A 20,571-nucleotide genomic window follows, 5' to 3' on the forward strand; every position below is an offset into this window, starting at 1 on the left:
GAATTTGTTTCCAATGTATCAGTTATTGGCGTAATTGTCAATCATTTTAATGTTTTCATCCTTTTTCGGCGAGTTGCTTGAGCTGCTCCAGCTCTTCTTTCGCGAAATGGTACGTCTCGTTGCAAAAATGGCACGAAGCTTCCGCCTGTCCTTCTTGATCGATAATGTCCTGAATTTCCTCCGGCCCTAGGCTGACGAGGGCATCAGCGATCCGCTCACGCGAACAGCGGCAGACGAATGAAACCGGCATCGTCTCAAGGACGCGGACGCCTCCATCCCCTAAAATTTGTTCTACAATTTGTTCCGGACTCAGTCCGTTTTCAATCATGCGCGACACAGGAGGAATTTGTTTTAACCGCTCTTCAATGCAGGTGATCGTCGTTTCTTCCGTCCCAGGCATGAGCTGAATGATGAATCCTCCGGCGGCCCGGATCGTGTAGTCGCGATTGACGAGCACACCGACACCGACGGATGATGGAATTTGTTCAGACGAGACAAAATAATACGTAAAGTCATCGCCAAGCTCTCCGGAGATCAGCGGCACTTGTCCGGTGAAAAAATCGCGCAGCCCGAGGTCTTTCACGACGGTGAGCATCCCGTTTTTGCCGACCGCCCGCGCGACATCGAGCTTCCCATGCTCGTTCAGCTCAAAATGGACATGCGGGTTTGTCACATACCCACGCACTTCCCCTTTAGCGTTGCTGTCGACTAAAATGATACCGATTGGCCCGCCGCCATCAATTTTAATCGTCAACGTTTCTTCGCCTTTCAGCATCGCCCCCATCATGACGCCCGCCGTCAGCGCCCGGCCAAGCGCAGCCGATGCAGCCGGCCACGTCTGGTGTCGCCGCTGCGCTTCCGCGACCGTCTCTGTCGTTCTTGTTGCATACGCCCTCACTTGTCCATCATAAGCGAGCGCTTTCACTAAGTAATCTCCCATGTTCATCAAGCCTTTCATCCTTTTTTCTCCGTATTTTTCTCGTACAACAGTTTTAGGCCGGTCAACGTTAAAAACGGATCAACGACATCGATCACGTCCGACTCGCCGGCAATGAGCGGCGCCAGGCCACCGGTCGCGATCACTTTCGGCGGAACTTTGCTTTTCGCCTTCATTCGCGAAACGATGCCTTCCACCTGTCCGACATAGCCGTATAAAATGCCCGCTTGCATGGCGCTGACCGTATTTTTGCCAACAATATCGTCCGGGCGGGCAATTTCAATGCGCGGCAATTTCGCCGCCCGCGCAAACAACGCCTCTGTCGAAATCATAATTCCCGGGGCAATGGCTCCCCCCATATATTGTTTATGTTCATTAATATAACAATACGTCGTCGCTGTCCCGAAGTCGACAATGATGAGTGGGCTGCCGTATAAGTGAATGCCGGCAACCGCATTGACAATTCGGTCGGCGCCGACTTCACGCGGATTTTCATATTTAATGTCAAGCCCGGTTTTAATGCCTGGCCCGACAATGAGCGGTTTAATATGGAAGTATTTTAAACACATGCGTTCAAGGGCAAACATGATCGGCGGCACTACGGAAGAGATGATCATGCCATGGATGTCGGAAAACTGCAAGCCGACATGATTCAAAAGCGCTTTGATCGTCATGCCGTACTCGTCTTCCGTTTTCGTCCGGCTTGTCTCAATGCGCCAATGGTACTTTAACTCATCGCCGTCATAAACCCCTAATACAGTATTTGTATTGCCCACGTCCAACACAAAAATCATGGCCTCATTCCCCACTTTTCCTCAATAAATTCCTTTCTTTATCATATCATACCTTATTTTGTTGCGGGGACAAAACCGGTGGCCCCGCCCCCCCAGGCCATGGCAAAAAAAAGAGGGCATCCCGAAGATAACAGGACACCCTTTTTGATCACGATCTATACGCACTGAACACTTTCGCAAAGCCATATCTTGTATCTCTCTTGGAGAAAGGCGACCTTTTCGTTCAGCCCTTAATTACTCCTCTTTCTTTTGGATGTTCACTTTCACATCGCCGTCGCCTTTGCCGATTTCGTTGCGCCCTTTGCGATCCGGCGGCAGCGTGCCGTGCTCGAACAAATGCTTAATTTGTTCGGCATCGAGCGTCTCGACTTCTAACAGCGTCGTAGCGATTAAATCCAATTTGTCCCGATGCTGTGTTAAAATCTGTTTCGCCTTATCGTAACACTCTTTAATGATGCGTTGAATCTCCAAGTCAATTTCATAGGCGATTTTATCGCTATAGTTTTGCTCGTTATGCAAGTCGCGGCCTAAAAACACTTGCCCGCCCGGCTGGCCAAATTGAAGCGGACCAAGTTTTTCGCTCATCCCGAATTCCGTCACCATCCGGCGCGCAATGTTCGTCGCCCGCTGAAAGTCGTTATGAGCCCCTGTGCTCACTTCATTGAACACAATTTCCTCGGCGACGCGCCCGCCGAGCAGCCCCGTGATTTTATCCATCAGTTCCGCTTTAGTCATAAAGTAACGGTCCTCTTTCGGCAGCATCACCGCATAGCCGCCGGCCTGGCCGCGCGGGACGATCGTCACTTTATGCACCATTTCGGCGTCGGCAAGCACCATGCCGATGACCGTATGTCCGGCCTCATGAAAGGCAACAATGCGCCGCTCTTTTTCCGAGATGACGCGGCTTTTTTTCGCCGGCCCGGCAATCACCCGATCCGTTGCCTCGTCGATATCGCTCATATCGATTTTCTTTTTGTTGCGGCGCGCTGCTACAAGCGCCGCTTCGTTCAGCAAGTTCTCCAAATCGGCGCCGGAAAATCCCGGTGTCCGCATGGCGATAGCCTTTAAGTCAACGGATTCATCAAGCGGTTTGTTGCGGGCATGCACGCGCAATACGGCCTCGCGCCCTTTCACATCCGGCCGGTCGACAGTGATTTGCCGGTCGAAACGGCCCGGGCGCAACAGCGCTGGGTCTAAAATATCCGGCCGGTTCGTCGCTGCAATAATAATGATCCCTTCATTCCCGTTAAAGCCGTCCATTTCGACAAGCAGCTGGTTGAGCGTCTGCTCGCGCTCATCGTGGCCGCCGCCGAGACCGGCGCCGCGTTGGCGCCCGACAGCGTCAATTTCATCGATAAAAATGATGCACGGGGCATTTTTTTTCGCCGTTTCGAACAAGTCGCGCACGCGCGACGCACCGACCCCAACGAACATTTCCACAAAATCCGACCCGCTGATCGAGAAAAACGGCACGCCTGCTTCCCCGGCGACCGCGCGCGCCAACAGCGTTTTCCCTGTACCCGGCGGCCCGACAAGCAGCACCCCTTTTGGAATGCGGGCGCCGAGCTCCGCGAATTTGCGCGGGTCTTTTAAAAACTCGACAATTTCCACGAGCTCTTCTTTTTCCTCGTCCGCCCCAGCCACGTCACGAAAACGGACTTTCCGCTTGTCATCCGTATACAGCCGCGCCCGGCTTTTGCCGAAATTCATCACTCGGCTGCCGCCGCCTTGCGCTTGATTCAGCAAGAAGAAAAACAAAATAAAAATAATGACAAACGGAATAATGGACGTGAAAAACGTCACCCATCCGCTCGTTTCATCCGCTGGCATTACTTCCACCCGCGTCCGTGCCGCCGCTGCATCGATGCGATCAAGCACTTTGTCGCTGTTCATCACATAGGTGGAAAAATATTGCCCCTCATTATATGCTTTCAATTGGCCTCGGATTTCATATACGCCGCGCTCCGGCTTAATGGAAAACGACTCGACGTCCCCGTTTTCCAGATGAGTGATAAACGCATCGTACGTCATCGGCTCGGTCCGCTGATTCGTTCCGTTAAAAAAGCTGACGACGCCGATCACGACGAGGAAAATCAGCAAATAAAAGATGGTGTTACGGAAAATCCGGTTCATTTCTTGCCTCCTCCCATATGAAACACACTATACTCAATACTATCATAGAAATTTGCCTAAATACAAACAATTCGGCCGCCGCACAATGACCGGCTTATTTTTGGTACACTTCTGGTTTTAAGACACCGATAAACGGGAGGTTGCGATATTTTTCCGCATAATCGAGACCGTAGCCGACGACGAACTCATCCGGGACGGTAAATCCGGTGTAGTCCGCTTGGATATCAGCCTTACGTCCAGACGGCTTGTCAAGGAGGGTGACGATTTTGATCGAATTCGCCTTCCGGTAACGGAATAAATCGACTAGATAGCTGAGCGTCAGCCCGCTGTCAATAATATCTTCAATGATCAAAATGTCGCGACCTTCGACAGATGTATTTAAGTCTTTCACAATTTTTACTTCCCCAGATGAAACAGTCGCATTCCCGTAGCTCGAAACATCCATAAAATCCATTTCCAAATATGTATCAATATGTTTCAACAAATCGGCCATAAATGGCATCGCCCCTTTGAGAACGCCAACGGCGAGCGGAAAACGGCCGTCATACTCCTTTGTTAATATGCCACCTAACTCTTTTACTTTTTCCTGAATCTCTTCCTCGGTGATTAGCACTTTCTGGATATCGTCTTTCATCCCCATCTTTTTGCCTCCTAGCTGTTCATCGACTGATAGCGCAGTAAAATATAGCGGGCTTGCCCGCGCTCCCCGGCTTCAAACGCCGATTTTTTCAATCCGGGCACCCAAAGGATGCGGCCGTCGGCATCTTCCACAATCGGCCAACAATCCCTTTCCATCCGCGGAATTTTCGCCTCAATGAAAACCTCTTTAATTTTTTTCGTTCCTCCCGTCCCCTTCAGCACCATCCGGTCACCGGTGCGGCGCGTCCGTACGTGAAGCGGAAGAGAAACCGCAGCGGGGTCAACCACAAACAAATCATTTCCTAGCTGCTTTCTCGGATAGTGTTCCCTAAATTCACTCACGATTGCGTAACCGTTTGGGAGAGGCAATAGCGCCGGAACCGGCAGCTCCAGCCAGTAGCCTTGAGCGCAGCGTTGCAGGCCAAACGTAAACAAACAACGGTCATACGAGCGAATCACTTTTAATCCTTTCGGCAAATTGAGCATTCCGGAAGGACGGTCGCGCTCACAAAGCATCAGTATATGGTCGATATGCACGGAGGTCAACATCGGCGGAATGCCCCCGTAAAGGCGGAGAAGCAGCCGCTGCAACGCCCGGCGCTGCAGCGGCCGCGGCAACGCTAAGAACGGAGCAATGTGCAGCACAGCATCGCTATTTTGTTTTTCCATTACTTTATTCAGCGCGTCCGTTGCTAATTCCTCCAAAAATTGTTCATCTTCCGCCATGATTTCGCTATATTGCTGAAATCGTTCATGCAAGCGCGGATTCTCCTGTTTTAACAGCGGCACAATATGATGGCGGAACCGGTTGCGCGTATAATCGTCTTTCTCATTGCTTGGATCCCGGCGCGGGGTCAGCCCTTCTTTTTTACAGTAGTCTTCAATTTCCGCCCGGCTGACGGCCAAAAACGGGCGGATGAGATAGCTGCCATGAAACGGCCGCTTGACGGGAATGCCCGCATACCCTTTGCTTGTGCTGCCGCGCACAAGCCGCATTAAAATCGTCTCGACTTGATCATCGCCATGATGGCCTAAAGCGACATATTGCGCTTGATATTTTTTCACCAATTCAGCGAAAAAGCCATATCGACAATTCCGCGCCGCCTCTTGGGCGCCGAGGCCCGTGCGCCGCTGAAAGGCCGGAACGTCGATTTGCACCGCTTCACATAAAATACGGTGCTCGGCGCAAAAACGTTTCACAAATTCCATCTCTTCTTCCGATTCCCGCCCGCGGAACATATGGTCAACATGGGCCGCTACGAGCTGAAGCTTCCACTCCTCCCGAAGCGAACATAAGAAGTGCAAAAGCGCAAGCGAATCCGGTCCTCCGGAAACACCGACAATGACCGTCGCCCCTTCCGTAAGCAGCTTATGCCTGTCAATAAAGGCGCGCACTTTATCCATCATTCAAGAAAACCTCTTCGCTCCCTTTTCGCTTCCCCTGACAGCTATTGTACCATAAATTACATCGTTAGTTGCCAGTATATATAAAAACCGTACGCGCTAAGCAACAGGGCGGCGATCAATACCGTTTCAGCAATGGCGCCCACTTTGCGGCGCTTTTTCGCCCGCCGCCCCGATCGGCGGTTCAGCGCTGCTGTCTTTGTTTCGTTTTTCACGGCTGACCGGCGGGAAAAGGCAGCCAATAAGTCATGGCGCATGGCTGCAGCGTTTGCATACCGGCCGTCGAGCGCTTTTTGCAAAACGTGCTTATATTGGGCTAAAAAGCGGTCCGCCTCGATGATTTTGAAAAGCTGTGATCGCCCGTCGCCTGTTTTCTCGAGATGCCCCGGATAACAGGCTGCAATCATCACCATCGCCGCTGAAAACAAATCATACGACGGTTCAGCTTTGCGTGACCCAAGCCCCCAATAACCGCGGTCGTACAGCTCGGTAAACTCTTTGACCGCCCTTCCTTGCAGCGTCGTCCCTCCTACGTCCAACAGCCGGACGGATGGCGGCGGTCCGGTGACGATTAAATTGTCTGGTTTTAAGTCGCCAAACACCCACCCCTCCTCGTGCAGCCGCTCAAGCACAGACAACAGCTGCACAAGCAGCACCGGCGCCCATTCTTTTCCGCGGCGGCGGACAAAGGCGGTGAAGTTTTCCCCTTCAATATACTCCATCACATAAAATGGGACCGTTTCCCGCACGAGCGGGCTTCGCCAGTCATCAGCTTCCAGCAAAGAAGGCCCGAGGGCAACCCCCTGGACCTTGGAAAAACGGCGTAAAATATTCATTTCCGAGGCCAACGACGCATAATCGTCGCTCAGTTTCACAGCGACGCGATGGCCGTTGCTTTCCGCCAAGTAGACGACGCCGTTCGCCCCGCTGCCGAGCCGCCGCAACAGCCGATACGAACGGCCGTGCCATTTGCCGGTGACGACCGTGCCGGGCGGAAGATTACAAAGACGATTCTTCGATGTATGGCTCATCGCCATCGCCAATCCAGCTCCTTAGCGACCGTTTGCGGCCGAAATGGGCGATCGCTTCACGCAGCGCCGGCCCTGTCGGCGTCAGCCCGCCTGACGCCAATTTCGGAAAGACGGTGGACAGCTCCTCAATCTTCGGTGTCCAATCGATCATTTTTTCGGCATGTTCCCGTTTTCCCGGAAAGATGAAGACGGAAAAACGGTTTTCACCCATGCGCGCATTTAAACTGAGCGATAAATCGACGAGCGCCTCTTTGACCGTCGGTAATTTCGTCTTCATGCTCCCGCTCGTGTCGATTAAAATAAGCACGTCGAGCGCAGCCGTTTCCCCAAGTTCATCGACGACTTCCATCACTTGGCCGCGCTTGTCCGGCGGCAAATCTTCCAGCGAAACGTCCGAACCAAATATTTGTTTTAATTCACGGTTAACGAGCCCTTGCAGCGTCTGTGTCATCGCCTGGCGCGTCACCATCTGCACCGTTTGCGACAGCTGCTTGGCATATACAACCTGGCTCATCCCGCCGCCGGCGGCCGCAATCGCTTCAATTTCCCGCTGACCATTTTCATCGATCGTGTCTTGGTCTAACACGCCGATCACGTTCACTGTAATGCCCTGTTCCCGCGCCAATGCCGCCATGGCGGCCGGATCCTCCCCATGATTGGAGCAGCCGTCGGTAATGAGCAAAATCTGCCGCAACGTTCCCTTTCGCATGTTCGTTCCCCTCCTCAGCGAAATGTATTACCATCATCGCCTCAGGGGAACGTTTTTATACGCGCGCTACTGCGCCTTTTTCATATACATATATGCCGGAATCGTCGCCCATTTTGGCGTGTTGTGCCGCACTTTGGCGACAACGACGGTCATATCGTCTTCAATCTCGCCGCCGCACTGCCGGATCACTTCCTCCATAATCACATCAGCGACTTCTTGCGGGTCGGTCGTTTTCAACTCTTGGATTTTCCGTTTCATCCAAGCGTCATGGTTCTCTACATTCATCGGCCCTTCAAATACACCGTCGCTCATCATGATGAGCAAGTCGCCCGATTTCAGCTGTTCGCTGACCACATCGAATTCGACTTCTTTAATAATGCCCATCGGCAAATTGCTCGCCTCTACTTTCATCACCTTGTCGCCGCGCTTAATGAAGCTTGGCGTCGACCCGATTTTCAAAAACTTCGTCGCCGCGTTTTGCAAATCGATGATCGCCAAATCAAGCGTCGCATACATATCTTCCGTCGTCCGCAGCGCCAAAATGGAATTGATCGATTTAATGGCGATCGATTCATCCATTCCTGTCTGCAAGATTTTTTGCAGCAAATGCAGCGTTTCGCGGCTTTCGTAATGCGCCCGTTCCCCGTTGCCCATGCCGTCGCTAATGGCAACGGCGTATTTGCCGGTGCCAAGTTCAATCGTTGCATAGCTGTCGCCGGAGATGAGCTCGCCCCCTTTGGCGGCGAACGCCACGCCTGTCTCGACGACAAACGCTTTCGTCGAACCGAAGGCAACGCGGCAATAGCCATTCGGATAGGCAGCACATTCCTCGCGCTTGACGACAATCGTCTCTCCTAAAATGTCCGACAGCATCGGCGCGATCAGTTTTTCGCACTCACCGCGCCCCTCGCAGTAAGGAATGCTCATTTCAATATCGATATTTCCTTTTTCTAAACTATAAATATCGACGTGCCCGATTTCGATGCCAAACTCTTGCAGGGCATGATAAATTTGTTCTTCTTGCAAATAATGGTTTTCCCGCTCCTTCTGAATCTCTTTCGCAAAATCGTCCATGACTTGCGAAACGCCTAACAACTGCTCAGCCACGAGCTTCCGGCTTTCGTAAACTTGCCGTTTCAGCTTGCGGTTCGCCTGATACGTCACCATCTCTTTTTCAATCGTGTCAACCACTTTGCCCGCTTTGACGCAATACCGTTCCCATTCGCGCAACAGCTGATGGTTTTGTGCCAGCGTTTTTTCATCCGCCTCATGCATCATTTGCTTCATATACGCATATGTTGTACTAAAGTTGGCCGCCCAGCATTGCGCTTTCTTAAAGCACGTTTGGCACGTCTTTTCCGTAATATCGCCGAGAAAATAATCGACCTCCCGTTCATGGTATTCGTCGGCATCCGACAGCGGCTCAGGCGAAAAGCTTTCTGCCAGCGCCTGAAAGACGTTCGAAAACTGTGAGACGCGCTGTGCCGTCACATCACGGATTTTGCGGACGTATTGCTGCTGCTCGTTGATATATTCCGCCGTGCCGGGAATATGTTTGGCAATTTTCTCTGTCAGCGAACGGCTCGTGAACAAAAACAGCACAATAGCGATGCTTGATTCAAGCAACGTTGGCACGAGCTCCGCTTTTCCGTTCCCGTACAAGCCCATCAGCAGCGTCGCGACAATGAGCCCAAATGCGACTCCTGGCTTTCGCCCTTCTTTCAGCAGGCCGCCGAGCAGTCCAGCAAAAGCAAGCAAACTCATTTCAGACAAGTTGCCGACGTTCGCCAAGCTCAAGACGAGCCCGGTGACGACCCCGACGGTTGAACCGGTCGCCGCCCCCGCTACAAAGGCAAACAATAAAACGAGATAGCGCGACATGACATGTTCGAGCGATAAGCCGTACGCCGACCAGCCGATCATGCCGGTCAGCATCGAAGCCAGCAAAATAATCAGTGAGATCATTTCTTCCGCCCGCAGCGCATGTTTATGTTTCCGTACCGTCAATAGCGGAATGCTTTGCATAAAAATCAATGTCAGCACGAGCGAAAGCCCGGCTTCCACAACCGCCATGGCCGCCCCGTACGCCGTCCGCTCTCCAATCCAGTAATAGGAGATGGCCCATTTTGTTGCCAGCGATACGGCAAAAACGACGAACGGTACAAGTTTTAATGATTCGCTAATCACTTTCCGCACCCATCCGTAAATAAAGAGGAAACCAAAAATGGAAACGCCGACAAACAGCACAGCATCAAACGACAGCGTCAATGCGCCGGCCAGCAGCGAAATGAAAGCGAAGGCTGCCTTGTCACGGCGCAACATATAGACAGAGACGAAAAACGGCAGCGCAAACGGGGTCAATTTCGCTAAAATTAACGCCCGTCCCAGCAAAAAGCCGACAAGGAGAAGCAAAAACCCTTGATGAACGAACAGGTGACCAAGGCGCAACTTCACATGGCGCACCCAGCGCGACAAAGTCGCTTGCGTTTCATTAATCGGCACTTCCGAAATGCGGCGCACCGTCCCTCTTTCTACTCTTTCCATTCCCGATCCTCTCCTTTGCTTTTCTATTACCCCCTATTATATCGTTAAAATTATCAGAAATTTGTCAAAACAACGGAACAAAATGAAAAATCGTTCGACGTTTTCCCCGATGATGCGCCGACAGGATGCCCGTTCCGACAGAAGCAGACAAAAAGAAAAACGAGCATGTCGCTTGATGGCGCATGCTCGTTCGCGATGACCCGTACGGGATTCGAACCCGTGTTACCGCCGTGAAAGGGCGGTGTCTTAACCACTTGACCAACGGGCCATAGTTGATTTTTATGGCGGTGGAGGGGATCGAACCCCCGACCTCACGGGTATGAACCGTACGCTCTAGCCAGCTGAGCTACACCGCCGTGTGACAACAGTTATTATCATAATAGAGGAGATGATGATTGTCAATATGCACAATGAAAAAAGACAGAAGGAAAATGTATCCTTCCTTTTTTGCCGTCGAAACAAAGAAGCATCCATGACGATGGATGCTTACTGTCCCCGTATTCATCATCTTTCCGACATGTGTTCAGCAGCAAGTTACCCGCGTCTCGCTCCACGACCTCCCCGCTTGGATTCCGTATGGCGGCGCAACGACGCCAACCGGTCCTCACTCTCTTTGAGGAAGCGGCTGATTTTTTGTTCTAAACTGTCAGCCGCAGAGCGGTCGTGCGCTCGGTGGCGCGGCCGCTGCGAAGAAGGCGTGTCTTTTGCTTTGCGAATGGACAGGCCGATTTTTCCATCTTGACCGACGTTGATTACTTTCACATATACCATGTCGCCGACTTTCAAATGATCGTTGATGTCCTTGACATAGTTATCGGCTACTTCGCTAATGTGAACGAGCCCTGTCACACCCTCCGGCAGCTCTACAAACGCCCCGAATTTCGTAATGCCTGTGACTTTGCCTTGTAACTTGCTGCCTACTTCAATCGACATAAAAAAAGTGCTCCTCCTTAAAACGCTTTAAAGATGGTGTTGCTTTCATTATAGCGAATGAAAAAAATAAGTGTCAATATGACGGATGCCCGTATTGAAAGGGCATCCGTCAGGTAAAATATCACTTTTCTGGCAAGACAAAAATAATTTCCCCGTCTTTCGATAAATAATATTTTTTTCGTGCCAGCTCAGCGATGTAATCATCGTCGTGCAGTTTTTTCATTTCCTCTTTGAGCTGCTTTTCTTGCCGTTCGAGCTTCGCAAGCTCCTCTTTTAGCCTTTGTTTTTCCGCTGTTTTTCCGTCGATCGTCTTCGCCTGCAGGTGCAACGCGTAGAGGAGAGCTGAAGCGAACACCGTAAACAGCGAAGCCCAAAAGGCTAAACGGACGGCCACAACCCGCCGCCTCTTCGATGTCTTCCGCTTTTTTTCTTCCTGCTCTGATACGTAGGTAGACTGAATTTTCGTCACGTTCGGTTTCCGGGGCACGTTCATGCATTTGCACCTCTTTTATTTCCGCCATTTCGCAAGCCACATGCCTATTTTCTCTTTTGTATTCTTGATTTGTCCAGCAAATCCTTTTAAACGGCGAAAAAATTTTTCCAACCAGGCTCGACGGTGCGGCGGCACCCGCCGCCAAACGGCCATGCCCGTCCAGCGCAGCGGGGCGAACAAGAGAAGGACGGTTTTCCAAACGACGAGCAACAAAAACCGGGCCGCCCATACGACAAGCCTCCAGGCAAACAAAAGAAGCGCTAACGCCATTTGTCCAAGGAGGACGAGGGGGCGGATCACCGTATAGCGGAACAGCTGGGCGAGCGCCTGTCCGAGCCGCACCGCCAGCCAAATGAGCCACTCAAGCACCCGGACGTACAACGAACGGAGCAGACTTTGGTAAGCGGCATATCCGCATAAAAGCGCCAAAAAAAGATAAAAGCGAAGCTCGCCATCATTGACGAGCAACAAGATATAAAACACAAGGAGCGCCTGCACTGCCCAAAATAACACATCGTTCACAAAGACGAGCCAGTGCGCCCGTTCTTCCCGTTTTAAAAATCGGTTGTACGTATCAAGCGCCATGCCAAGCCAGCCTCCCATGCCGATCATCGTCAGCATGGTGAGAAGCTGTGTCGTGATGCTCATTTGAACAACTTGCTAAAGAATCCTTTAGCTTTCTCCTGGTGGTCATCTAAATAAACGAGATCGAAAATGCGGCCCTTGATCGAAACAACACCTTTATCTACATCTAAGTTTTTCATCTGCAAGTTTTGCCCGCGGATCGCTAAAAAACCCATGACCGTCTCAAGCAAAAACTCCTCATTGTCAAAACTCTCGACTTGTTTTACCCCGGTAATGTCAAGGAGACGCCGGCCGCGCATGATCACGTCGTGTTCCTGAACCGGACCTTTGTTCGTACTCCCGCTAAATTCATCGTGGCGATTCATGTTCATCCCCCGCATTTCGATTTAGAATGAAAGGCGGCAAAGCCAACTGCTTTTTCTTATCCGCTGTTTGTACCATATGTATGTCAGCGGGGGATCGTTTAGAACAAGCCTGCAGGCAAATTAGATGCCGTCTTGCTCGGGCGCGGTCCGCTCTTCGCGGATCAGCTCGTACAGCCCGGCGGCTTCTTCTTTTTTTGTTGTTTCTTTTAAATCCGTCACTTTTACCGTTACCCGTTTTTGCCCGAACTGAATCGTCAGTTCATCACCGATTTTCACGTCCGAACTCGCTTTGGCGGCATGGCCGTTGATCCATACCCGGCCTTGGTCAGCCACTTCTTTCGCCAACGTGCGGCGTTTAATGAGCCGGGATACTTTTAAAAACTTGTCAAGACGCATAATTATCCCCCTTACTGTCCGTTTTCTTTTGCTTCTTCCCAAAAGCGGTCGAGTTCGGCGAGCGAAAACGAGGTGATCGGCCGGCCGCTTTTTCGCACTTGTTCCTCAATGTAGGCAAAGCGGCGGGCAAATTTGTCGTTTGCCATTTGCAGCGCCTCTTCCGGTTGAATGTCATAATACCGGGCGAGGTTGATGAGCGCAAACAATACGTCGCCAAACTCGCCGACGAGCTCCGCGCGGCGGCCGCCGGACGTTTCCGCTCGAAATTCGGCCATTTCTTCCTCAACTTTTTGCCATATGGGGGTCACATCGTCCCAGTCAAATCCGACTTTGGCCGCCTTTTTCTGCAGCTCGTACGCCCGCATCGTCCCCGGCAGGCTCTTCGGGATGTCCGCAAGGATGGATTCCGGCTGTCCATCCCCTTTTTCTTCTTCCTTAATTTTTTCCCAGTTCACGACCACTTGTTCAGCTGTCTCAGCCGTTACATCGCCAAACACGTGCGGATGGCGACGAATCATTTTCGCCGTCAACGTGCGGATGACATCATCGATCGAAAACAGTCCGCGGTCGGCGCCGATTTGGGCGTGCAGCATCACTTGCAACAACACATCGCCCAGCTCTTCGACCATATGGTCATCGTCGTTCTCATCGATCGCTTCAAGCAGTTCATACGCCTCTTCAAGCAAATACCGCTTCAGCGATGCATGCGTCTGTTTTCGGTCCCACGGACAGCCGTTCGGCCCTCTCAGTGTCGCGATGACGCGGCGCAGCGTCTCAAACCGATGGTAAAGCAGCGGCTCATCCTTGACTGGCGGCACATAGACGCTCGTCAAATTGTCGAGCACCGTCTGACGATCCAGCTCGTAAAGCGGCACTTGCTTTACTTGTTCAGCTTTCGTTCCTGCCGCGGTGACGATATAGACCGGGTAGTCGTCAGGAAGCTGTTCCATGAGGGAAAGCTTTACGTTCGAGGCGATAAACGAATCATACACTTGACAAAAAACGGTGTGCAACGAAGGCGACCACTCCTCTCCTTGAAAAGCGGTCGCATCCAACAGCTGAAATCCTTCGATCGGGTCGATGCGTACCGCAGCAAACAGTGCATCGAAAAAACTTTGGCCGCCTTCGATCACGACTCGGCAAACGCCGCGCCGCTCCTCTTCAAAAAGAAGCTGCACCGTCCGTTCGGCGACGAGCGGGTGGCCAGGTACGGCATAAAACACGTCGCCGCGCTTCACCTGTTCGACAAGGATAGCTACAATTTCTGCATACACATCGGCAAACTGCTCGTGTTTTTCATAAACATCATCAAACGACGTAAACGCGATTCCTTCCTCCTCAAGCCCCTTCACAGCCGGGTGTTCTTTCGTCCGCAAAAAGAGCGGATGCGCCCGCTTTAGCTTTCGATACACGCCGACCGGCAGCTGTTCGAAATCCCCGGCGCCAAGGCCGAAAATATAAATCGTATTCATCGCCGATCACCTGCTTCCTAATAGTAAACGAAATTTATTGGCCAACGGGAGAGCAGACAATTCCTGCTCGGAGAAAACATTCCCTTTGACAATGAAAACGATGTAGACGATCGCACCGACGGCGACGCCGCCAAGCGCCTCGGCGGCTGCCCATAAGCGTCCGCCGGCGGAAGCATCTATGAGCCACCTATATAACTGCAGCACGACAACCATCGCAACGCCAGCCTTAACAATCGGATAGACATACTTTTGGGCGTGAGCCAACTGGCACTCGCGCCGCAGGCGTACGTATAAAAAGCAAGCCATGAACGCGTAAGCCCCAGTTGTCGCGAAAGCCGCGCCAAGGACGCCAAACGGCGGCACGAGCCAATGCATAAGCGCCATTTTTCCCGCTACCGCCACCGCCACACCGGCAGCGGCCGCCCACTCTTTCCCCATTCCTTGCAGCATGGCGGACGCAGTCAGCGCCATCGTTGTAAAAAAGATGGAAGCGGACAAGACAGCAAGAACGATTGAACCGCGGTCATTTTCAAACAACATCGTATTGATCGGCCGGATCAGGCAAATGAGCCCTAAGGAAGCACCGACACCGATGACAGCAGCGATCCGGAGCGGCAACAGGCCTTGCGTGAAAGCGGCTCCTTGGCCGCGTCGGGTACCGGAAATAAATGGGACAAGGGCCAATGAGAGCGATGTGCCGGCAACCGTGCCCAGCTGGATGAGCGGCTGCCCGCGATCATACACGCCTTTCAGCCATTTCACCTCGTCCAGCTTTGCCCCGGTTTCACGAAGAAGCGGGACAAACAAAAACGAGTCAACAAGCGGAATCAATGTCAATGCCATATTGGTCAAACAAACGATCGTTCCAGCCGTCAACAAACGTTGGCCCATATGCAGAACCAAAACCGGCGGCGTGCGGCCGGTTGTTTTTTTTCGTCCGCGCTTCGCCGCGTAAAAGAGCAAAATAAGAAGTGCGGCCGCCATGCCACCCAGCGTTCCAGCGATCGCTGCCATGCCGCAGGAATACACATCAGCGCCGCGCCGCAGCGCCCAATATGACAGCCCTAAAATCGCTGCCACCCGCACGAGCTGCTCACCAACTTGGGACACCGCGGTCGGCACCATGTCATGTCGGCCTTGGAAATCACCGCGCAGCACAGCGATCAACGGAAAAAATAAAAATGAAAAGGAAAGCAACCGCAACAGCGGTTCAAGCCGTCTGTCACCCATCCATGACGCCACCGCTTCGGCCCCTGCATACAAAACGGCAAACAGCATCATACCGAGCGCGCTTAACAACGGGAGCGCGACGCGCCTGACGGCGGCTGCCCCCGCTTCGTCCCCTTCCGCCAACCGCTCGGCGATGAGCTTCGAAATGGCGACCGGATAGCCAGCTAGCGACAGCGCCACGACAATGCCGTAAATCGGATACACTTGTTGGTAAATATAAAAACCGACATCCCCGACCATATTTTGATACGGGACGCGGTACAATGCGCTTAACAGCTTCGTCAGCAAAGCAGCAACGGTCAATACAGCCGCGCCTTTCCATACGTTCCCCATATCGTTTTTCCTCCCGCCTTTTATGGCGTTCGCCGACGGATGGCCAGGCTTGGGGACATTCGCCAGCGGCGGAGACGGTCGACGCCGCCCGACGGTTCCATCGCCATGGCTACGCTCGATATTATAACGCAACATCGGGCTGCTCGACAAAGGAAAGGCGATGGCTTGCCAACAGGCCATCGCTTTTCACCCGCCAGCTAAGCGGACGGAAAAAAGGCAGCTTGCGAAGCTGCCTTCTTGTTTCGCCTATTGTTCCATTTGCCGGGCTAAAAAGCTGGCCGCGGTTTCAACCGCTTTATGTTCCACTTCGCCGAGCGTCTTCTCGCGCGATAAAATGATGACCGCTCCGATCGGATCGCCGTTGGCGACAATGGGACCGATCGTATATGACTTCAACGTCTCCGTCATCCCGTCTACTAACTCTACCTCTCCCTCCTCCGTATGGAGGACGGAAGTGCGATCTTCCATCGCCTTTTCCACTAACGGGCTGACGCTTTTGTTCATATACTCTTTTTTCGAAACGCCGGCGACAGCGATAAACACGTCGCGGTCACAAATGAGCACCGGCTGCCCGAGGCTGTCAAACAGCGCCTCGGCGTACTCTTTGGCAAAGTCGCCCAGCTCGCTGATCGGCGAGTATTTTTTCAAAATGACCTCTCCATCGCGGTCAACAAATATTTCGAGCGGATCTCCCTCGCGAATGCGTAACGTTCTCCGAATTTCCTTCGGAATGACAACCCTTCCTAAGTCATCAATCCGACGAACAATACCGGTTGCTTTCATGTGTTGTATACCCTCACTTTCATCTAGGATTTGAAGGATACTCCGATGAATCCTTTTGTGATGGGGAATTCACCATTGTTGTCATTAGTATCCTTCACAATCCACGTTCTATACGCGATGAAAGTGATTTTGGCCATTTTAGATAAAATTGCCCATCATTCATTATCGCCGCATCAGCAGAAACATAAACATGCAAAACGGAAACAAAACGCGATTTTTCATCCCGGTTACGCGATAATCGATTTTTCGTTTTCGACCCCGAACAGCTGCTTTAATGTTTCATACAAGATCATCAGCCATTCATGCGGTTTCATTTGCTTAATATAAAGGACGATTTTCAGCTTCGTCCCATCCATGCCGAATCCGAACAGGCGGCCATGCTGGCGGCCGATGCCGGATAGGCGCTGGATTTCCACCGTTTTCGACGCCTGTTCGGTAAATAAAAGATCGATTTGGTGCTTATGCTGCTTAATCGATTCGACACCGAGCTGCTTCGCCAACGCTTTAATTTCCGCAATTTGGAACAAATAAGCCACCTCATCCGGATAATCACCGAAGCGGTCGGCCATCTCCTCGCGCAGCGCCTCGACGTCGTCGAGTGTCTCAACCGCCTTAAACCGCTTGTACATCTCGATCTTTTGCAATCCATCGGAAATGTACACATCTGGAATATAGGCATCGACTTCCACATCGATGACCACATCCGGGCGCTCGTCTTCCCGTTTGAGGCCGCGCCGTTTTTCAATCGCCTCTTTCAGCATTTGCGAGTATAAGTCAAATCCGACCGAATCGATAAAGCCGTGCTGTTCAGCGCCGAGAATGTTGCCGGCGCCACGGATCGACAAATCGCGCATGGCAATTTTAAACCCGGAGCCAAGCTCGGTGAACTCTTTAATAGCTTGCAGCCGTTTTTCCGCTGTCTCGTTCAGCACCTTGTCTTTTCGGTACGTGAAGTACGCATAAGCGACACGGTTTGAACGGCCGACGCGCCCGCGCAGCTGGTACAGCTGCGACAGTCCCATCCGGTCGGCGTCGTATACGATGAGCGTATTGACGTTCGGAATATCGACGCCCGTCTCAATAATCGTCGTTGTAACAAGCACGTCATATTGCCCTTCCAAAAAGGCTAAAATCGTCGATTCGAGCTCAGCTTCCGACATCCGCCCGTGCGCAAACGTCACGCGCGCTTCCGGGACAAGCTGGGCGATTTCTTCCGCTTTCAAGTCGATATCCTCAATATGGTTATAAAGGAAAAAGACTTGCCCATCGCGGGCGAGCTCACGCTCAATGGCTTCTTTCACAAGTTCAGGTGTGTATTCCATAACGTACGTCTGCACCGGGAAGCGGTTTTCCGGCGGCGTCTCGATGATCGACAAATCGCGCACCCCGATCATCGACATATGGAGCGTGCGTGGGATCGGCGTCGCCGTTAGTGTGAGCACGTCGATATTCGCCTTCAGCTGCTTAATTTTTTCTTTATGCGCCACACCAAACCGCTGTTCCTCGTCGATAATGAGCAAGCCTAAATCTTTAAACTTCACGTCTTTGGACAACAGCCGGTGCGTGCCGATCACCATGTCGATCGTGCCGTCTTTTAACCCTTTAATTGTCTCCGCCTGCTGTTTTTTCGTCCGAAACCGATTTAACAGCCCGACGTTAATCGGAAACCCTTGAAACCGTTCGCGGACGGTTTCGTAATGTTGCTGGGCCAAAATCGTCGTCGGCACGAGGAAGGCGACTTGTTTGCCGTCCATAATCGCTTTAAACGCCGCCCGCAGCGCCACTTCTGTTTTCCCGTAGCCAACGTCGCCGCAAAGGAGGCGGTCCATCGGTTTCTCGCTTTCCATATCGCGCTTAATTTCCTCAATTGAACGGAGCTGGTCTTCCGTCTCTTGATATGGAAACGCCGCCTCAAATTCGCGCTGCATTTCCGTATCCGGGGAAAACGCATATCCTTTGCTTGCCTCGCGCTCAGCGTACAGCTTGATTAAATCTTCTGCAATGTCTTGGACGGACGACTCCACTTTCTTTTTGACTTTTTTCCATTCCGTACCGCCGAGCTTATAAATTTTCGGCTCTTTTCCTTCCGAACCGACGTACTTCTGCACTTGATCCATTTGATCGACCGGGACGTACAGCGTATCGCCGCCTTGGTATTGGATATGAATATAGTCCTTATGCACTCCGTTGATTTCTAACGTCTCGATACCTAAATATTTCCCGATGCCGTGGTTGACATGGACGACATAGTCGCCGACTTGCAGTTCGGCATAGCTTTTGATCCGCTCGGCGTTGGATAGCTTTTGCCGACGCACTGGGCGTTTGGCCCGTTTTTTGAACAGTTCTTCCTCAGTGATGACGGCCAGTTTTTGCAGCGGCAGTTCAAACCCTGTGTTTAAATCGCCTTGAAGGAGCTGGCATTTGCCGTGCAACAGCGCCGCTTCGCGCGGCAGCGGCAGCGCATCGATCTCGTAATCTTCAAGCAGCGACTGCAGCTTTTTCACCCGCTCGGCATCCGGCGCCAAAAAGACGACCGCATAGTTCGCCTTTTTCCACCGCTCCATCTCAGACTGAAGAAGCGCCATTTGGCCATGAAAGTTTTGCATTTGCTTGCATGTAATATTGACGACATTTTGCGGATGGGTATGCGGTGCATGACGCAAAAATAAGGATAAGTACACCCGTTGGAATCGATGCTTTTGCAACAATTCAGAAAATGAATGCGAAATCGGTACATCATGAATCATTTTTCCGCTGTCAAGCAAGCTTGTATACCATTCTGCCTCTTCGCGATCCAGCCGCTCAGCCGTCTCCTGCAACCGGCTCATTTCATCCATCAGCAGCACGCCATCTTCCGGCATGTAATCTAGTAAACTCGCAGCTTTTTCATAAAAAAGAGACATATATTTATATTGTTGCTCGATTTCCTGCCCCTCGCGCAGCTGTTCTAGCTCAGCGTGGATATGCTTGTACATCCGCTGCTTGGCGGCGTCATCTTTCATTTTTTCTAAGCTGGCCGCAAGCCCAGCCTCGATCCGCTCGATTCCCCGCCGCCGCGCCTCCTCATCAAGAATGATTTCGTCGGCTGGCCCGATCATTACACGTTCCACCTGCTCATGCGAACGCTGATCATCAGGGGTGAACGTTCGAATCGATTCAATTTCTGTATCAAACAGCTCAATGCGATATGGCAACTCCGCCGTTAGCGGATAAATATCAACGATCCCCCCGCGGATGCTGAACTCCCCAGGAGCGGAAACGGTGGCGACCCGCTTGTATCCCATTTCGACAAACAGCTGTTTATCACGTTCCAAATTGAGCTCTTGTCCAATCGAGAACGTGAACAAGTAACGTTTCCAAAGCGACAGCGGCGGCAGCAAGCGCCGCAAGCCAGCCGCCGGACAGACGACGACCCCTTTTCCGCCCTGCGCCCAATGGTTCATAATTTCGAGACGTTGCGCCTTCAGCTCCGGACTGGCGATCGCCATCTCAGCGGCGATGACTTCGTTGACCGAATAAAGAAACACGTCGTCCGGTCCAAGCAGTGAAACGAGATCGTCATGTATTTTTTGCGCCTGAAACAAGTTATGGGCAACGACTAACATCGGCCGGCCCGTCTCCTTATAAAGGGTGGAGATAAAAACAGACCGAGCCGACCCCGACAGCCCGGCGACAAGCTGTTCTTTCAGGCGGGCATGGATTCCTTCAATGATCGTGCGAACATCTTGGTTTTCAGCTAAATAGCGATGCAGCGAAAGCACCCCTATCCTCCCTCCTCTCAACACCAGAG

General features: G+C 52.1%; 17 protein-coding genes and 2 tRNA genes. All 19 read right to left on the reverse strand.

All coding sequences use genetic code 11. From position 1 onward, the window contains the following. Positions 1-55 precede the first annotated feature (55 nt). The 19 genes from hslO to mfd all read right to left on the reverse strand — a co-directional run bounded on the left by hslO (position 56) and on the right by mfd (position 20,542). Positions 56-940, reverse strand: a complete 885-nt coding sequence (hslO, locus tag IC803_RS16785) for an Hsp33 family molecular chaperone HslO (RefSeq protein ID WP_190304312.1) — start codon at positions 938-940, stop codon at positions 56-58. A gap of 14 nt (positions 941-954) precedes the next feature. Then, the gene (locus IC803_RS16790; RefSeq protein ID WP_081210948.1) at positions 955-1,731 is read right to left on the reverse strand and encodes a type III pantothenate kinase; all 777 of its coding nucleotides are present in this window, start codon (positions 1,729-1,731) and stop codon (positions 955-957) included. A 234-nt stretch (positions 1,732-1,965) separates the two neighbouring features. After that, complete coding sequence (gene ftsH, locus IC803_RS16795) at positions 1,966-3,864, reverse strand: ATP-dependent zinc metalloprotease FtsH (protein ID WP_081210946.1); 1,899 nt, start codon at positions 3,862-3,864, stop codon at positions 1,966-1,968. 94 nt (positions 3,865-3,958) lie between these two features. Further along, positions 3,959-4,504, reverse strand: coding sequence for a hypoxanthine phosphoribosyltransferase (hpt, locus tag IC803_RS16800; RefSeq protein WP_081210944.1), 546 nt, complete (start codon positions 4,502-4,504; stop codon positions 3,959-3,961). An 11-nt stretch (positions 4,505-4,515) separates the two neighbouring features. Further along, positions 4,516-5,910: a tRNA lysidine(34) synthetase TilS gene (gene tilS, locus IC803_RS16805; RefSeq protein ID WP_081210942.1), complete on the reverse strand. Its 1,395-nt coding sequence runs from the start codon at positions 5,908-5,910 to the stop codon at positions 4,516-4,518. Positions 5,911-5,966: 56 nt separating this feature from the next. Next, positions 5,967-6,944 carry a protein kinase domain-containing protein gene (locus IC803_RS16810; RefSeq protein WP_081210940.1) on the reverse strand — a complete coding sequence of 326 codons (978 nt, stop codon included), beginning with the start codon at positions 6,942-6,944 and terminating at the stop codon, positions 5,967-5,969. Next, on the reverse strand, positions 6,907-7,647 hold the full coding sequence (locus tag IC803_RS16815; RefSeq protein WP_081210938.1) for a vWA domain-containing protein: 741 nt from the start codon (positions 7,645-7,647) through the stop codon (positions 6,907-6,909). Before IC803_RS16815 ends, IC803_RS16810 begins: the two co-directional genes overlap by 38 nt. 66 nt (positions 7,648-7,713) lie before the next feature. Further along, a complete protein-coding gene (gene spoIIE, locus IC803_RS16820) occupies positions 7,714-10,191 on the reverse strand; it encodes a stage II sporulation protein E (protein WP_081210936.1) in 2,478 nt (825 codons plus the stop codon). Between the two features lie 196 nt (positions 10,192-10,387). Beyond that, a tRNA-Glu gene (locus tag IC803_RS16825) sits at positions 10,388-10,459 on the reverse strand. A gap of 14 nt (positions 10,460-10,473) precedes the next feature. Continuing rightward, positions 10,474-10,547 (reverse strand) — tRNA-Met (locus tag IC803_RS16830). Between the two features lie 178 nt (positions 10,548-10,725). Continuing rightward, positions 10,726-11,124: a S1 domain-containing RNA-binding protein gene (locus tag IC803_RS16835; protein ID WP_008881703.1), complete on the reverse strand. Its 399-nt coding sequence runs from the start codon at positions 11,122-11,124 to the stop codon at positions 10,726-10,728. 121 nt (positions 11,125-11,245) lie between these two features. Then, the gene (locus IC803_RS16840; RefSeq protein ID WP_081210934.1) at positions 11,246-11,617 is read right to left on the reverse strand and encodes an FtsB family cell division protein; all 372 of its coding nucleotides are present in this window, start codon (positions 11,615-11,617) and stop codon (positions 11,246-11,248) included. Positions 11,618-11,632: 15 nt separating this feature from the next. Beyond that, positions 11,633-12,265, reverse strand: coding sequence for a spore cortex biosynthesis protein YabQ (yabQ, locus tag IC803_RS16845; RefSeq protein WP_081210932.1), 633 nt, complete (start codon positions 12,263-12,265; stop codon positions 11,633-11,635). Beyond that, positions 12,262-12,567: a sporulation protein YabP gene (gene yabP, locus IC803_RS16850; RefSeq protein ID WP_063167039.1), complete on the reverse strand. Its 306-nt coding sequence runs from the start codon at positions 12,565-12,567 to the stop codon at positions 12,262-12,264. The genes yabQ and yabP overlap by 4 nt, the downstream gene beginning before the upstream one ends. 120 nt (positions 12,568-12,687) lie before the next feature. Continuing rightward, positions 12,688-12,963 carry an RNA-binding S4 domain-containing protein gene (locus IC803_RS16855; protein WP_081210930.1) on the reverse strand — a complete coding sequence of 92 codons (276 nt, stop codon included), beginning with the start codon at positions 12,961-12,963 and terminating at the stop codon, positions 12,688-12,690. An 11-nt stretch (positions 12,964-12,974) separates the two neighbouring features. Beyond that, positions 12,975-14,435, reverse strand: a complete 1,461-nt coding sequence (mazG, locus tag IC803_RS16860) for a bifunctional methyltransferase/pyrophosphohydrolase YabN (protein ID WP_081210928.1) — start codon at positions 14,433-14,435, stop codon at positions 12,975-12,977. Positions 14,436-14,441: 6 nt separating this feature from the next. Then, positions 14,442-15,998, reverse strand: coding sequence for a putative polysaccharide biosynthesis protein (locus IC803_RS16865; protein ID WP_081210966.1), 1,557 nt, complete (start codon positions 15,996-15,998; stop codon positions 14,442-14,444). A gap of 246 nt (positions 15,999-16,244) precedes the next feature. Beyond that, a complete protein-coding gene (gene spoVT / locus IC803_RS16870) occupies positions 16,245-16,781 on the reverse strand; it encodes a stage V sporulation protein T (protein ID WP_063167043.1) in 537 nt (178 codons plus the stop codon). 227 nt (positions 16,782-17,008) lie between these two features. Continuing rightward, positions 17,009-20,542 carry a transcription-repair coupling factor gene (mfd, locus tag IC803_RS16875; protein WP_081210924.1) on the reverse strand — a complete coding sequence of 1,178 codons (3,534 nt, stop codon included), beginning with the start codon at positions 20,540-20,542 and terminating at the stop codon, positions 17,009-17,011. Positions 20,543-20,571 lie beyond the last annotated feature (29 nt).

The sequence above is a fragment of the Geobacillus sp. 46C-IIa genome (assembly GCF_014679505.1).
Classification (GTDB): Bacteria; Bacillota; Bacilli; order Bacillales; family Anoxybacillaceae; genus Geobacillus.

What these genes read in the sequence shown, in the direction of transcription:
- spoIIE (WP_081210936.1), bottom strand. Translation starts at nt 10,191, where the DNA reads ATGGAAAGAGTAGAAAGAGGGACGGTGCGCCGCATTTCGGAAGTGCCG.
- IC803_RS16855 (WP_081210930.1), bottom strand. Translation starts at nt 12,963, where the DNA reads ATGCGTCTTGACAAGTTTTTAAAAGTATCCCGGCTCATTAAACGCCGC.
- tilS (WP_081210942.1), bottom strand. Translation starts at nt 5,910, where the DNA reads ATGATGGATAAAGTGCGCGCCTTTATTGACAGGCATAAGCTGCTTACG.
- IC803_RS16790 (WP_081210948.1), bottom strand. Translation starts at nt 1,731, where the DNA reads ATGATTTTTGTGTTGGACGTGGGCAATACAAATACTGTATTAGGGGTT.
- ftsH (WP_081210946.1), bottom strand. Translation starts at nt 3,864, where the DNA reads ATGAACCGGATTTTCCGTAACACCATCTTTTATTTGCTGATTTTCCTC.
- IC803_RS16840 (WP_081210934.1), bottom strand. Translation starts at nt 11,617, where the DNA reads ATGAACGTGCCCCGGAAACCGAACGTGACGAAAATTCAGTCTACCTAC.
- spoVT (WP_063167043.1), bottom strand. Translation starts at nt 16,781, where the DNA reads ATGAAAGCAACCGGTATTGTTCGTCGGATTGATGACTTAGGAAGGGTT.
- hpt (WP_081210944.1), bottom strand. Translation starts at nt 4,504, where the DNA reads ATGGGGATGAAAGACGATATCCAGAAAGTGCTAATCACCGAGGAAGAG.
- yabP (WP_063167039.1), bottom strand. Translation starts at nt 12,567, where the DNA reads ATGAATCGCCACGATGAATTTAGCGGGAGTACGAACAAAGGTCCGGTT.
- mazG (WP_081210928.1), bottom strand. Translation starts at nt 14,435, where the DNA reads ATGAATACGATTTATATTTTCGGCCTTGGCGCCGGGGATTTCGAACAG.
- IC803_RS16865 (WP_081210966.1), bottom strand. Translation starts at nt 15,998, where the DNA reads ATGGGGAACGTATGGAAAGGCGCGGCTGTATTGACCGTTGCTGCTTTG.
- hslO (WP_190304312.1), bottom strand. Translation starts at nt 940, where the DNA reads ATGGGAGATTACTTAGTGAAAGCGCTCGCTTATGATGGACAAGTGAGG.
- IC803_RS16835 (WP_008881703.1), bottom strand. Translation starts at nt 11,124, where the DNA reads ATGTCGATTGAAGTAGGCAGCAAGTTACAAGGCAAAGTCACAGGCATT.
- yabQ (WP_081210932.1), bottom strand. Translation starts at nt 12,265, where the DNA reads ATGAGCATCACGACACAGCTTCTCACCATGCTGACGATGATCGGCATG.
- IC803_RS16815 (WP_081210938.1), bottom strand. Translation starts at nt 7,647, where the DNA reads ATGCGAAAGGGAACGTTGCGGCAGATTTTGCTCATTACCGACGGCTGC.
- IC803_RS16810 (WP_081210940.1), bottom strand. Translation starts at nt 6,944, where the DNA reads ATGGCGATGAGCCATACATCGAAGAATCGTCTTTGTAATCTTCCGCCC.